This is a genomic window from Kribbella sp. NPDC023855 (assembly GCF_040639475.1).
GTDB lineage: Bacteria > Actinomycetota > Actinomycetes > Propionibacteriales > Kribbellaceae > Kribbella.
Genome location: NZ_JBFAAA010000001.1, coordinates 1,017,571 through 1,030,115, shown reverse-complemented (window position 1 = coordinate 1,030,115; position 12,545 = coordinate 1,017,571). Strand labels below are relative to the sequence as shown.

Here is a 12,545-nt window from a genome sequence, read left to right as displayed (position 1 = left end):
GTAGTGATGCGGTCAGATTACCGGAAGGCGTTGACTCCGGTGAGGTCGGCCGACAGTGTCCACAGCCGCTCGGCCGAGGCCGGGTCGACGGCGTACGGACGTACTCCGGGGGCGTCGTCGGTGGAGAGTTCGGTGATCTCGCAGTCCTCGCAGAACAGGCCACCCAGACCGTCCAGCTGTGGCGACGTCGCCGCCCACACCTGAGTGGCGGCGCCCTGCTCCGGGGACTTGAAGGCCGGGTTCAGTGGGTTGCCCTGCTCATCGATCCAGCCGAAGGCAACCATCTCCTCGCGCGGCAGGTGCCGCTGCAACGGGGTCAGGATCCCGCCCGGATGCAAGGCGAAAGCCCGTACGCCGGAATCGTTGCCCAAAGCATCGAGCTGGACGGCGAACAGGATGTTCGCGGTCTTCGCCTGCCCGTACGCCGCCCACTTGTCGTAGCCCTGCTCGAACTGCGGGTCGTCCCACCGGATGTCAGATCCCCGATGTCCGGACGAGGACACCGACACGACCCGGGCACCGCCGTCGGCGAGGGCCGGCCAGAGGTGGTTGGTCAGCGCGAAGTGCCCGAGGTGGTTGGTCGCGAACTGTGCTTCCCAGCCAGGCCCGACGCGGGTCTCCGGGCAGGCCATGATGCCCGCGTTGTTGATCTGCAGGTCGATCGTCCGGCCCGAGGCGAGGAAGCCGTCGGCAAACGACCGGACACTGGCCAGGTCGGCCAGGTCGAGCTCACTGACCTCGACGCCGTCGATGCCGGCGAGCGCTTCCTGAGCGGCCTCGGGACGTCGCGCCGGTACGACGACGTGCGCGCCGGCCTTCGCCAGTGCTCGGGTGGTCTCCAACCCGAGCCCCGAGTAGCCGCCGGTGACGAGGGCGAGTTTGCCGGTCAGGTCGATCCCGTTCAGGACCTCGTCCGCCGTGCTGTCATGGCCGAAGCCCGAACCGATCTTGTGCTGTGCAGTGCTCATGCCGACGACAGTACGAACTAGAGCCGACTCTAGGTCAAGCGTCGAGGCGCGGGTTGGCTTTCAGCGACTCGGCGAGGCGTTGCAGCGCGGGGTTGGGACTGTCCGGGCTCCAAGCCGCATGCAGAGTCACCGAATGCGCATCGGCCGCGGCCAGTTCGCGGTACCGCACGCCCTCCACCCCCATCGCTGTGATCGACCGCGGGATCAGGGCGCAGCCGAGGCCGGCGCGGACCAGCGCGAGCATCGTCGGCACCTGCGAGGCGAGCTGGCTGACGGCGTACCGGTTCATGCCGATCATCGCGGCGCAGATGTCGTGCAGGTACTGCGATCCTTCGGGGCTGTACCCGATGTAGTCGGCAGTCACCTCGCCCAGCGACACCGTCCCCTCCCCCTCGGCCAGTTTGTGGTCGGCCGGTACGGCGAGCACCAGGTCCTCCGAATGCACGAGTACCGAGTCGAACTGCGCAGGAATCGGCGGACGAACCAGCCCGAGATCGATCTCCAGATTCGCCAGTGCCTCGAACTGGTCAGGGCTCACCAGTTCGGTGAGTTCCGCCGTCACCGCCGGAGTCCGCCTGTTCACCAACGCCAGAAAATCAGCCAGCACTGCGTACGCGCCGATGGCCGTGAACGCGATGCGCAGGGTTCCCGTATGCCCATCGGCTGCCCGTCTGGCCGCCTCGGGTGCGACCTCGAGCAGCGCGAGGACTCGTCGGCAGTGCTCGAGGAAGACGTCGCCGGCAGGTGTGAGCCGCGCTCCCCTGCCTGTGCGCTCGAACAACGAGACGCCCAGGGAGCGCTCCAGGCCCTGGATCTGTCGCGTCAGCGGTGGCTGGGTCAGGTTCAGCCGCTGGGCCGCGCGACCGAAGTGCTGCTCTTCGGCGACCGCGACGAAGCCGCGCAGCTGCTGCAGCGAGAGGTCCACCTGATGCCTCCACGGTATCGGCCGATGCGGAAATGGGCTTGGACGAGCATAACGGAAAGCCTTTACCGTCGAGGCCGGGACCATCCGACCGGGAGCTTCCGAGTTGGAGCTACCGACCCGAAGGAGTCAGCTTGCCGAAGCTTGCCGTGATGATGACGCCCGACCGAGCCGATGACGTCTGCAGTCCGGAGACTCGCGAGCTACTCGCCGCCAGGTTCGACGTCAGCTGGGCCGGACCGGACCTGAGCCCGGAAGTGGTCGTCGGCAGCGATGTGGTCCTCACCAGCTGGGGTACGCCGCACCTCGACAAGGCGCTGTGGGCTGACGGCAACGGACCCAAGGTCGTCGCCCACGCGGCCGGCTCAGTGAAGAAGCTCATCGACCCAGCCATCCTCGACCAAGGCGTCGCCGTCTTCTCTGCCGGAACGCGCATCGCCTGGTCCGTGGGCGAGTACTGCCTCGCCTCGATGCTGACCCTCGCGCGGCGACTTCCCCACTTCGACCAAGCTCTGCGAGCAGGGGGATGGAAGCAGCCGCACGTGCGCGGCGGTGAGCTGGCCGGCCAGAAGGTCGGCATCCTCGGCGCAAGCTCGACTGCCAGAGCGCTGATCACCCTCCTCAAGCCCTTCGGCTGCGACATCCTCGTCTACGACCCGTACCTGACAGCCGAGCGCGCGGAGCAACTCGGCGTACGGACGGCCAGGCTGGACGAGGCGTTGCAGTGCCGGTTCGTCTCCATTCATGTGCCCGACGTCCCGGAGACGCGCGGCCTGGTGACGCGGAAGCTGATCGAGCAGCTTCCCGACCACGCGATCGTCGTCAACTCGTCGCGCGGGCCGGCGATCGATCAGGCGGCGCTGCTGGAGCACTGTCTCGACGGGCGCCTCTTCGCTGCCCTCGATGTCTTCGACCCCGAGCCGCCGACCTTCGGCCCCGACGTCCTGGCCGCGCCGAACCTGTTGCTGACCCCACACATCGCCGGCGACACTGTCGAAGGCCATCTCGCGCTGGCGGGCTACGTGATCGCCGACGTACTGCGCTGGCTCGACGACGGAGTCCGCGGACCGAGTTTCGTCGATCCCGCGGTCTGGGCGATCGCGGCATGAGCAGGATCAGGTCGGTAGAGGTCTTTCCGGTCGCGGTGCCGTTTGCACGGCGATTCATACTCGGTAGCGGGGCGGTCGGCTCCCCCGGCCAAGCGCCGGACCAGGCGGCCGCTGTCGTCTTCGTGAAGCTGACGACCGAGGACGGCGTCGTCGGCTGGGGCGAGCAGCGGGCGCTCCCCAGTTGGAACTACGAGACGGCCGAGACGATCGCGGTGGTGATCAAGCGGCAGCTCGAACCGATCCTGCTGGAGCTGACGCCCTTCGACAACGAACTGTTCCACCAGCGGGTGACCAAGCGGCTGAGCCCGTCGGTCTCGAACGGTTTCCCGTTCGCCCGCGCGGCGGTGGACCTGGCGATGCACGACGCGGCCGGCAAGCTGGCCGGCGTACCGGTGCATGCGTTGCTGGGCGGGAAGGTGTACGACGAGATAGCGCTGTGCTCCGCGATCGGGGTCGGCCCGCGGGAGGCGGTTCGCGAGCACGCGCAGGAGTCGTCGGACTATGCGGCGTACAAGGTGAAGGTCAGTGGTGACCTGGATGCCGACACGGCTGCGATCGAGACGGTCGCGGAAGTGGCCGGGGCGAAGCCGTTGTGGCTGGACGCCAACCAGTCGTACCGGCCGAGCGCGCTCAGGCAGTTGCTCGACCGGACTCGTCACGTCCGCTCGATTCGTTGCATCGAGCAACCAGTGCCCAGTACCGACCTGCTGGCGATGCGGCGGGTCCGGGAGCTGATCGACCTGCCGGTCGCAATTGACGAGGGCAGCTTCACCGCGCAGGACCTGGCCCGGGCGATCCGGCTCGACGCCACCGACCTGGTGGTGGTGAAGATCTGCAAGTCCGGAGGGCTGCGCAACGCGCTCAAGACCGCTCAGGTCGCCCTCGCCGGCGGCGTCGAGATCCTCGCCAGCGGCCTGACGGACTGCGGGATCGGCTTCGCGGCCGCGCTGCACCTGTTCAGCCAGCTGGACCTGGCGCTGCCCGCCGAGCTGAACGGCCCGGAACTGCTCTCGGACCTGTACGTCGAAGGGCTCACCATCACCAAAGCCGTTGCAACCGTCCCGACCGCGCCCGGTCTGGGCGTCCGGGTCGACGAGGACCGCATCCGCGCCGAGTCGATCGATCTGCTCTTCAGCTGAGGAGGCCACATGAGCTTTCGCTGGTCCGTCTTCACCAAGCCGTGGTCCGGCCTGCCCGGTGACGAGCTCGGCAAGCTCGTCGCCGGGCTCGGCTTCACGGGCGCCGAGATCCCCGTGCGCGACACCTCGTACGTCACCCCAGCCACCGCCGAGGCCATGCTTCCGGGCTTCGTCGAGCAGTTGCGTGCCGAGGGGGTCGAGACGATCAGCATCGCGAGCGACCTGTCCGAGAGCGCGTTCTCCGCCTGCGCGAAGGCGGGCGTCCCGATGATCCGCATCATGGCCCCGATCGGTCCGGACGGCTACGCCGCGTCGGTACGCCGGATCAGGCGGGAGCTCGAGGACTGTGTCGCGCTCGTGCAGCAGTACGGCGTACAGGTTGGTGTGCAGCCTCATCACGGTCGGTTCGTCACGTCGTCTCTCGGTGTCCTGCAGTTGCTGGACGGTTTGCCCGAGCAGTTCAAGGTCGTCTGGGATGCGGCCCACGACGCCCTCGCCGGCGACGACCCCGCGATCACGCTCGACCTCGTGAGCGCCCGCCTCGGGATCGTGAACCTCAAGAACGCCAAGTACGTCCACACCGACGACGGCTGGAAGACCTGGTTCGGCCAAGCCACCGAAGGCCTCTCCGACTGGCCATCGGTCTTCCACCACCTCAAGACCTACACCGGCCCCATCTGCCTCACCGCCCAGTACTCCGACCTGTCGGTCCCCGTCGAAACCCGCCTGCGAGCCGACCTGAAATTCGCCCAAGCAGCTGCCACACTTTCTGTCTGAGCTCCGTCAAGCTGATGAAGGAACACCGGCCGAGACTGGTCGCGGCGACGCACAGCCCGACCAACTCCGCAGCCGGGCAGAGGTGAATGATGTCGAGGTGACACGGAGGGCTCCGACGTCTCTGTTGTCCGCAACCAGAGGAGTCGCTGTGAAGTACATGCTGCTGATCTACGGCAACACCGAGACCTGGGATGCGCTGGATCAGGAAGGGATCGAGGCGGTGTACGCCGTGCATCGCGGGATCCTGGCCGAGACCCGTGCGAACGGAGAGTTGCTGGGCGCCGACGGGCTGACCGTCGAGAACGCCCGCGTCGTCCAGGTCAAGGACGGCGTACCGGCCGTGACGGACGGGCCGTTCTCGGAGTCGAAGGAGGTGCTGGCCGGCTACTACCTGCTCGACTGCACCCTCGAGCGCGCGACGGAACTCGCCGCGAGGCTTCCCGAAGCCCGCCACTCCCCGATCGAGGTCCGAGCGTTGACGGACCCCTTCGAGGAGTAGCCCGGCGTACCAGGGACTTGCCGGTCTCAGCTCGGCGTTGACCTGAGACCGGCGAGTCACTGATTCAGCCGGTGTGCCCAGCCGCAGGCTGGGTTACAGCCGTTGTCGGTCAGTCCGCCCGTGAGCCGGAGTACTCCGGCGCGAGGGTGACCCCACCTGAGGCGGGCTGATCGCCCATCCCACGGCCACCCTGGACGAACACGGTCGCGCCCCGTTCCGGCGCGTGCACGCCGTTGCCGAGACGCAGTGTGGTGGTGAGGCCGTTACTGAGCCTCAGGACCGCCACGCGGCGCGGCTGCCCGGACTGGATCGACGAGTTCACCTCGTGGACGCCGGTACAGACCGCTGGTTGGATCGCAGCCCGGCCGAGTTGCGACGTACCGTGACTCCTCACACCACGGCACTGCTCGGCGAGCCTCTTCATCGGTGACACACATCCCCCTCTCTTCGTTCCCCCGAGGAACAGTTGTTTGACCAGGCAACTGTCAGTGCTGCGCGACGGTCCTCACCGCGCAGTACCGGGCAACAGTCACCGCCCTTCCGCCCCGTTTCCGGCGCGCAAGTGACCACGGCAGCCTTGCTCACAGTGACGGTGTTTTCAAGGGATGACTCCCGGAATCCCGCCTGCCGAAACCATTGTCCAGCGATCCAGTCCGGACCGAAACAGCTCGGGCCGAAACCGGTCGCCACGGCAGATCAGTTGCTCAGGGCAACAAGGTTGCCAGCGGGTCAGGCCGGGCGGGCGGGTCAGGCCGGGCGGGCGGTGCTGGCGCGGGTGATGACGCGATGCGGGATCATCACCCGGCGCGGGGTGGTGTCCTTGTCGGCCATCCGCTCGGCCAGCAGGTCGAGCGCAGACTCGACGAACAGGCGCCGGTCGAAGTCGACCGTCGTCAGCGGCGGCACCGTGAACCGGCTCTCGCCGATGTTGTCGAATCCCGCGACCGCACAGTCAGCCGGTACTGCGAGACCCGCCGTCCACAGTGCCGACAGGGTGCCGACGGCGATCGTGTCGGTGAAGCAGAAGAACGCCTCCGGGGGTTCGTGGTCGGCCAGATAGCGCCCGACCACCGCTGCCGCGCCCTCGGGGCTCCAGCGGTCGAGCGCGACCTCCAGCAACGGGTCGGGATCGATGCCAGCTTCGGTCAGTGCCTCGCGATAGCCGAGGGTGCGAAGCCGCGCCGCCGCCGTACCGGCCGCGTCGGTGGAGCCACCGATCCGGCCGGTGCCGCTGGAGCCGCTCGGGATCTCCGGTGTGCCGACCGCGGCGATGCGCCGGTAGCCCTGGTCGAGCAGGTGCCGGGTCATGTCGCGCGCGGCGGCGACGTTGTCGATCGCGACCTGGCTGACCACGTCCTGGTCCACGTCTCCGATGAGGACGACTGGCGGCAACGGGCCCGCGGTCGTCACCGCGCTGTCGTCGTGGTTGATCGGGTTCAGGATCAGCCCGTCGACCAGGTGGGCGCGGGCCTTGGACAACAGCTCGAACTCGCGCTGGGGCTCCGCCGCGGTCTGTTCGATCTGCACTCCCCAGCCGCGCTGGTGAGCCAGCTCGACGACCAGGTGGGTGATCTCCGCGGAGTACGGCCGGAGCAGGTCGGGCAGGGCCAAACCGATCATCCCGGACCGGCCGTTGCGCAGGCCGCGGGCGCTCAGGTTAGGCACGTAGTCGAGCTCGGCCAGCGCCTGCTCGACCCGCGCCCGGGTCTCCGGACGGACGAACACCACGCCGTTGATGACGTTGGACACCGTCTTCGGTGACACCCCGGCCAGCTTCGCGACGTCTTTGACCGTGGCACGCATGGCCCCATTCTCACCGACGACCGGTCCGGCCCGGCGATGCCTTCGTTGTCACCGGCATCGGGCCGGTCGCCGCGCCGGCGGGGGCTCAGCGGGTGGTGAGCGCGCCGCCGTTCACGTGCAGAACCTGGCCGGTGATGTGCCGCGCTCCCGGTGAGGCGAGGAAGTGGATCGCGGCAACGACGTCGGACACCTCGCCTTCGCGCTTCGTCATGGTTGCCTCCAGCAACTTCTGGCGCCGCTCGCCGGTCAGCCGGTCGCGGAAGAACTCGGTCTCCGCGGTGAAGCCGGGTGCGACGACGTTCGAGGTAATGCCGCGCGGGCCGAGCTCGGCGGCGATGTTCTGGTTCCAGACCGCCAGGCCGGCCTTCGAGGCGCCGTACGATCCGGAGCCGCTGGCGCCGGCGATCGAGCCGACATGGACCACCGCTCCCCCGTCGGCAAGCCGCGGGCCGATGGCTGTTGTCGCTAGTACGGCGGTGAGCAGGTTGGCCTCGAGATTGGCCAGCCAGCTCTGCTTGACCTGCTCCAGGTCGTCGTCGCCGGACGAATCGGTGAAGTCGGTGTTGCCGCCGGCGTTGTTGACGAGCACGTGCACCTCGTCCAACTGCTCGGCCAGGCGGCGTACCTGGGCGGGATCGGTGCCGTCGCAGACCACGGCCCGCGCGCCGAGCTCGGCCGCTGCCTTCTCGAGTACTTCGGGACGTCGCCCGGTGATCACCACCTGGTCGCCGTCCCCGCGGAACCGTTCCGCCAGGGCCCGGCCGATTCCCGTTCCGCCGCCGGTCACCACAATCGTTCTGGACACGCCCATCTCCTCGTTTAGGTCTAAATGTTTAGCTCTAAACGTAGCATGGTGCCGTGGACTCCTACCCGCTGGACCAGGCCAGCCCGTACCCGGCCTCGGCGATCGCCGACGCCTGGCAACGGGAACGCCCCGGTACGCCGACCGACTCGATCGGCATCGTCACTCCCCTGTGGCGCCTGGCCAAGCTGTTCGCCGACGACCGGCGCCGGCTCCTCACCGAACTCGGTGTCGACCCGGCGACGCTCGACCTGCTCAGCGTGCTGCGCCGCGCCGGTACGCCGTACGAGCTGACCACGCGCCAGCTCGCGGAACGAACCCTTGTCACGGCCGGCGCGATCTCGCAGCGCGTCGCCCGGGGCGAGCAGGCCGGCCTGGTGGAGCGGCGTACCCGGACGGACGGATCCCGGGCCGTGGTCGTGTCGCTCACCGAGGCGGGTCACGCCCTCATCGAGCGAACCGTCGACCAGGTCCTCAGCCGGGAGTCCGAGCTGGTCTCGTCGCTCACCCCGACCGAGCGCGATCTGCTCGCGAGCAAACTGCAACTGCTGCTCGACGACGTCACCAATCGGGTGGCCTCAGATCCGGGCAAGCCGGCGCGCGGCCGCTGACAGCTCGGCAGGATCGGCGGCCGCGGCGAAGTTGAAGCGCAACCAGGAGCCGGGTTTCTCGGTGGCGAAGTACCGGCTGCCGGCGCTGACCACGACACCGAGTCGCTGAGCCTCGGCGGCGACGGTCGTGTCGTCGACCTCCGGCGGAAGGCGGACCCAGAGATGAAGCCCGCCGTCGGGGGGGTTGGTCACGGCCCAGTCGGGTTGCGCCTGGCCGAGTGCGGCGATGAGACTCTGCGATCGCTGCCGCAACGAGCCGGCGAGAGTCCGCAGATGACGCTCCCAGCCGGGTGAGCCGAGGAGTTCAAGGGCCGCTTCCTGCAACGGGCGCGGTACGAAGAAGTCGTCGACCTGGCGAATGGCCCGCAATCGCTCCAGGACCGGCCCGCGGGCGATCAGGGCACCGATGCGCAAACTCGGCGCGGCCGGTTTCGTCAGCGAGGTGAGGTAGACGACCCTCCCGTCGAGATCCTCGGCCAGCAGCGGCTCGGGGACCGACGCGCCGTGCCCCAGGAGTCGGGCGAAGTCGTCCTCGAGGATGAACGCACCGGCATCGCGGGCCACCTCGAGGATGCGCCGGCGTCGATCGGCGGCCAGCACCGTTCCGGTCGGATTCTGATACGTCGGCTGGCAGTACAGCAGGCGGGCGCCTGACCTCGCGAATGCTTCGACCAGCAGGTCAGGGCGGAGTCCTTGGTCGTCGATCGGAACCGGCACCGGGCTGAGACCGGCTGCGCGGGCGGCGGCCAGAGCGCCCGGATACGTCGGTGACTCGACGAGGACGGGCGTCCCTGGGCCGGTGATCGCGCGGAAGGCGATCGAAAGGCCACTCTGGCCGCCCGCCGTGACCAGGACGTCCTCCGCGGTCGCGCCTGCGCCGGCCATCCTCGCGAACACAGTCCTCAAAGGGGTGAGCCCGCTGGCGGGCGCGCGATCCCAGGCATCGGGGCGGCGCGCGGCCCGGGCCAGCGCGGCACTCAGGCCCCGAGTCGGCTGCAGTGACGGGTGCAGGTAGCCGCCGTCGAGCCGGATTGCGCCCTCGGGCGCCGGTCCGAGTGAGTCACTGAGTGCTCGCGAGTCGACGCTTCGATCGGCCAAGGTGACGGTCTGCCATGCGGTGTCGATCGGAAGCTCGGTCACCTGGGGTCTCGGTGCGACGTAGGTGCCGCTGCCCGGACGAGTGATGACCGCGCCTTCCGCGGTCAGCTGGGCGATCGCCCTCGACACCGTTCCGGGGCCGACGCGATGGCGGTCGATGAGCTCGCGACTGCTCGGCAGCTTGTCCCCCGGCGCGCTCTGCTGGACCAGGCGGCGGAGGACGCCCAGCAGCTCCTCAGTAGTGCTACTGTCGGACATGAGAGCACATGGTAGCGCTACTGACTCCAGCTGGGAATCACTTCCGGACCTGCGGGCGGACACTCCGGGCTGCGAGACAGTGATCCACTTCAACAACGCGGGCTGCGGACTGCTGGCGAAACCGGTTCTGCACGCGATGCTCGACCACCTCGAGCTGGAGGCCCGGATCGGCGGGTACGAGGCTTCGGCCGCCCGGGACGGCCAGGTCCGCGAGTTCTATACCGAGCTGGCCGCCCTGATCAACTGCGGTCCCGACAACGTTGCCTTTTCCGGCAGCGCGACCCACGCCTACGCGACCGCCCTGTCGGCGATTCCGTTCGAGCGGGGTGATGTCATCCTGACCACCCGGAACGACTTCATCTCCAACCAGATCGCGTTCCTCTCGCTGCGCCGGCGCTTCGGCGTCGAGATCGTGCACGCACCCGACCTGCCCACGGGTGGGGTCGACGTCGCGGCGATGGCCCAGCTGATGAAGGAACACCGGCCGAGACTGGTCGCGGCGACGCACATCCCGACCAACTCCGGGCTCGTCCAGCCGGTGGCAGAGATCGGCCGGCACTGCCGTGACCTGGACCTGCTGTATCTGGTCGACGCCTGCCAGTCGGTCGGGCAGTACCCGATCGATGTCGAGGAGATCGGCTGCGATCTGCTCACCGGAACCTGCCGGAAGTTCCTGCGGGGACCGCGCGGCTCGGGCTTCCTCTTCGTGTCGGACCGTTTCCTGCAGGCCGGGTACGAGCCGCTGTTCATCGACATGCACGGAGCCGCGTGGACGGCAGGCGACGCCTACAAGGCGAGCGCGACGGCGACGCGTTTCGAGGAGTGGGAGATGCCCTACGCGACGGTTCTCGGTTGCGCGGCGGCCGTGCGGTATGCGCGCGCCGTCGGGCTGGACGCGATCTCCGCGCGTACTCCGCTGCTGGCCGGCCGCTTGCGGGACGGGCTCGACGCGCTGCCCGGCGTACGGGCGCTGGATCGGGGTGAGCAGCTGGGCGCACTGGTCACCATCGCCGTCGAGGGATGGGAGGCGGAGGAGTTCAAGGCGGCGATGGATGCCCGGGGCATCAATTCGGCGTTGAGTTTCCGGCGGTTCGCCCAGTTCGACTTCGGTGACAAGGACGTCGACTGGTGCCTGCGGCTGTCACCGCACTACTACAACACCGAGGACGAGGTCGCCCAGGTCGTCGCCGCCGTCGCGGAACTCCGGGCGGCCAGGTGACCACACTGGCCGAACCGTCGACCTTGTGGCGCAACAGGGACTTCCTGCGGTTCTGGTTCGGCGAGAGCCTGTCCCTGCTCGGCACCCAGGTCACCACCCTGGCGCTCCCGCTGACCGCGATCCATGCGTTCGGTGCGACGGACAGTGAGGTCGGCCTACTCCGCTTCCTGCAGTTGGCGCCGTACCTCGGTCTGGCGTTGATCTTCGGTGTCTGGGTCGATCGCGCCCGGCGGCGCCGCGTGATGCTGGGCGCGAACCTGGTCCGGATGGTCTTGCTGGCACTGATCCCGGTCCTGCATTGGCTGGACCTGCTCAGTCTGCCGTCGTTACTGGCGATGGCGTGCGCGATCGGCATCGCCTCGGTGCTGTACGACGTGAGCTGGATGTCCTACGTCCCCGTTCTGGTGGAGGACCCCCGCCACTACGTCGAAGCGAGTTCGAAGCTCGCCATGAGCTCATCGGCCGCGGATGTGGCCGGTCCCGGACTGGCCGGTCTGCTGATCAGCTGGCTCACCGCACCGGTGGCACTGATCGTCGACGCCTGCTCGTACGCGCTCTCGGCGATCTCCCTGCTGATGATCCGCAGAGCCGAACCACGACCGGATCCGGCCTTGCGCCGCCCGGTCGTGGCCGAGCTCCGCGACGGCCTGCGCTGGGTCTTCGGTACGCCGGTACTCCGCGCACTCGCGCTGATCGGGTGCTGCTGCAACTTCTCGATGATCACCGTCTGGACGATGTTCCTGCTCTACGCCACCAACGACCTGCGGCTCGGAGCGCAAACCCTCGGCCTGATCTTCGCGACGGCCTCGGCCGGCGGTCTGGTCGGAGCCGGCCTGGCCCGGCGGATCGTGGCCCGCTTCCCGGTCGGACGGGTCTATCTGATCGCCCAGTCGATGTTGCTGCTCGGCCCTACGCTGCTCGTGATCGCACCGGGGTCCTGGCTGGCGATGTTCGTACTGTCCTTCTTCATCACGTACCTGGGCCTCGGCGTGGCCGGTGTCATCATCGTCAGCCTGCGGCAGATCAGCACGCCGCAGGCGATGATGGGCCGGATGACGGCCGTGTTCCGCACGCTGTTGTTCGGCGGTGGCGCGCTCGGAGGTCTCAGCGCGGGCCTGCTCGCGGACGCGGCCGGCGCCCGGACTGCGCTGACCGTCGCCGCGATCGGGTCGGCCATCGTGGTGGTGGCTGTCTTCCTCTCACCGGTCGCCCGGCTCCGTCGACTGCCTGACCCGGCACTAAGGGCTTAACGTGCTGGTGGAAGGTTGAGCCGGCCGCCTGCGGTCGGTGGCGGGTCGTAGTACGGGAAAAGTCTCTACAGGCGGGTCAATGAGAAACTT

General features: G+C 68.6%; 13 protein-coding genes. 7 read left to right on the top strand and 6 right to left on the bottom strand.

Annotated elements, in window-relative coordinates; translation table 11 throughout:
• Positions 1–17: 17 nt before the first annotated feature.
• Together AB0F51_RS04730 and AB0F51_RS04725 are read right to left on the bottom strand one after the other, a co-directional pair.
• Entirely contained in the window at positions 18–968 is a 951-nt protein-coding gene (locus AB0F51_RS04730; RefSeq protein WP_360274002.1) for an SDR family NAD(P)-dependent oxidoreductase, read from the bottom strand.
• A 34-nt stretch (positions 969–1,002) separates the two neighbouring features.
• Positions 1,003–1,893 carry a LysR substrate-binding domain-containing protein gene (locus AB0F51_RS04725; protein WP_360273999.1) on the bottom strand — a complete coding sequence of 297 codons (891 nt, stop codon included), beginning with the start codon at positions 1,891–1,893 and terminating at the stop codon, positions 1,003–1,005.
• A 131-nt stretch (positions 1,894–2,024) separates the two neighbouring features.
• On the opposite strand from AB0F51_RS04725, the gene AB0F51_RS04720 reads away from it, so the two are divergent.
• The 4 genes from AB0F51_RS04720 (at position 2,025) to AB0F51_RS04705 (ending at position 5,414) form a co-directional block, all read left to right on the top strand.
• Positions 2,025–2,999, top strand: coding sequence for a hydroxyacid dehydrogenase (locus AB0F51_RS04720; protein WP_360273996.1), 975 nt, complete (start codon positions 2,025–2,027; stop codon positions 2,997–2,999).
• Positions 2,996–4,138, top strand: coding sequence for an enolase C-terminal domain-like protein (locus tag AB0F51_RS04715; protein WP_360273993.1), 1,143 nt, complete (start codon positions 2,996–2,998; stop codon positions 4,136–4,138). The genes AB0F51_RS04720 and AB0F51_RS04715 overlap by 4 nt, the downstream gene beginning before the upstream one ends.
• Positions 4,139–4,147: 9 nt before the next feature.
• Positions 4,148–4,915 carry a TIM barrel protein gene (locus AB0F51_RS04710; RefSeq protein ID WP_360273990.1) on the top strand — a complete coding sequence of 256 codons (768 nt, stop codon included), beginning with the start codon at positions 4,148–4,150 and terminating at the stop codon, positions 4,913–4,915.
• Positions 4,916–5,072: 157 nt separating this feature from the next.
• Positions 5,073–5,414 carry a YciI family protein gene (locus tag AB0F51_RS04705; protein ID WP_360274578.1) on the top strand — a complete coding sequence of 114 codons (342 nt, stop codon included), beginning with the start codon at positions 5,073–5,075 and terminating at the stop codon, positions 5,412–5,414.
• Between the two features lie 109 nt (positions 5,415–5,523).
• Here AB0F51_RS04705 and AB0F51_RS04700 read toward each other — a convergent pair whose 3' ends face one another.
• The 3 genes from AB0F51_RS04700 to AB0F51_RS04690 form a co-directional block, all read right to left on the bottom strand.
• Positions 5,524–5,838: a hypothetical protein gene (locus tag AB0F51_RS04700; RefSeq protein WP_360273987.1), complete on the bottom strand. Its 315-nt coding sequence runs from the start codon at positions 5,836–5,838 to the stop codon at positions 5,524–5,526.
• A 323-nt stretch (positions 5,839–6,161) separates the two neighbouring features.
• Positions 6,162–7,217 (bottom strand): LacI family DNA-binding transcriptional regulator, encoded by a 1,056-nt coding sequence (locus AB0F51_RS04695; protein ID WP_360273984.1) that lies wholly within the window; start codon positions 7,215–7,217, stop codon positions 6,162–6,164.
• A gap of 85 nt (positions 7,218–7,302) precedes the next feature.
• Positions 7,303–8,028 carry an SDR family oxidoreductase gene (locus AB0F51_RS04690; protein ID WP_360273982.1) on the bottom strand — a complete coding sequence of 242 codons (726 nt, stop codon included), beginning with the start codon at positions 8,026–8,028 and terminating at the stop codon, positions 7,303–7,305.
• Positions 8,029–8,075: 47 nt separating this feature from the next.
• Here AB0F51_RS04690 and AB0F51_RS04685 point away from each other — a divergent pair, with 47 nt between their 5' ends.
• Positions 8,076–8,630, top strand: a complete 555-nt coding sequence (locus AB0F51_RS04685; RefSeq protein WP_360273979.1) for a MarR family transcriptional regulator — start codon at positions 8,076–8,078, stop codon at positions 8,628–8,630.
• Here the strand turns inward: AB0F51_RS04685 and AB0F51_RS04680 are convergent.
• Positions 8,598–9,986 carry a PLP-dependent aminotransferase family protein gene (locus AB0F51_RS04680; protein WP_360273976.1) on the bottom strand — a complete coding sequence of 463 codons (1,389 nt, stop codon included), beginning with the start codon at positions 9,984–9,986 and terminating at the stop codon, positions 8,598–8,600. The two genes, AB0F51_RS04685 and AB0F51_RS04680, sit on opposite strands and share 33 nt — an antisense overlap.
• Between AB0F51_RS04680 and AB0F51_RS04675 the strand changes: the two genes are divergently transcribed.
• The gene (locus tag AB0F51_RS04675) at positions 9,985–11,205 is read left to right on the top strand and encodes an aminotransferase class V-fold PLP-dependent enzyme (protein WP_360273973.1); all 1,221 of its coding nucleotides are present in this window, start codon (positions 9,985–9,987) and stop codon (positions 11,203–11,205) included. The genes AB0F51_RS04680 and AB0F51_RS04675 overlap by 2 nt on opposite strands.
• Positions 11,202–12,455 carry an MFS transporter gene (locus AB0F51_RS04670; RefSeq protein WP_360273970.1) on the top strand — a complete coding sequence of 418 codons (1,254 nt, stop codon included), beginning with the start codon at positions 11,202–11,204 and terminating at the stop codon, positions 12,453–12,455. Before AB0F51_RS04675 ends, AB0F51_RS04670 begins: the two co-directional genes overlap by 4 nt.
• The last annotated feature ends 90 nt before the right edge of the window (positions 12,456–12,545 follow it).

Coding starts and splice junctions, on each gene's coding strand:
- AB0F51_RS04730 (WP_360274002.1), bottom strand. CDS start 968: ATGAGCACTGCACAGCACAAGATCGGTTCGGGCTTCGGCCATGACAGC.
- AB0F51_RS04715 (WP_360273993.1), top strand. CDS start 2,996: ATGAGCAGGATCAGGTCGGTAGAGGTCTTTCCGGTCGCGGTGCCGTTT.
- AB0F51_RS04710 (WP_360273990.1), top strand. CDS start 4,148: ATGAGCTTTCGCTGGTCCGTCTTCACCAAGCCGTGGTCCGGCCTGCCC.
- AB0F51_RS04705 (WP_360274578.1), top strand. CDS start 5,073: ATGCTGCTGATCTACGGCAACACCGAGACCTGGGATGCGCTGGATCAG.
- AB0F51_RS04700 (WP_360273987.1), bottom strand. CDS start 5,838: ATGAAGAGGCTCGCCGAGCAGTGCCGTGGTGTGAGGAGTCACGGTACG.
- AB0F51_RS04695 (WP_360273984.1), bottom strand. CDS start 7,217: ATGCGTGCCACGGTCAAAGACGTCGCGAAGCTGGCCGGGGTGTCACCG.
- AB0F51_RS04690 (WP_360273982.1), bottom strand. CDS start 8,028: ATGGGCGTGTCCAGAACGATTGTGGTGACCGGCGGCGGAACGGGAATC.
- AB0F51_RS04675 (WP_360273973.1), top strand. CDS start 9,985: ATGAGAGCACATGGTAGCGCTACTGACTCCAGCTGGGAATCACTTCCG.
- AB0F51_RS04680 (WP_360273976.1), bottom strand. CDS start 9,986: ATGTCCGACAGTAGCACTACTGAGGAGCTGCTGGGCGTCCTCCGCCGC.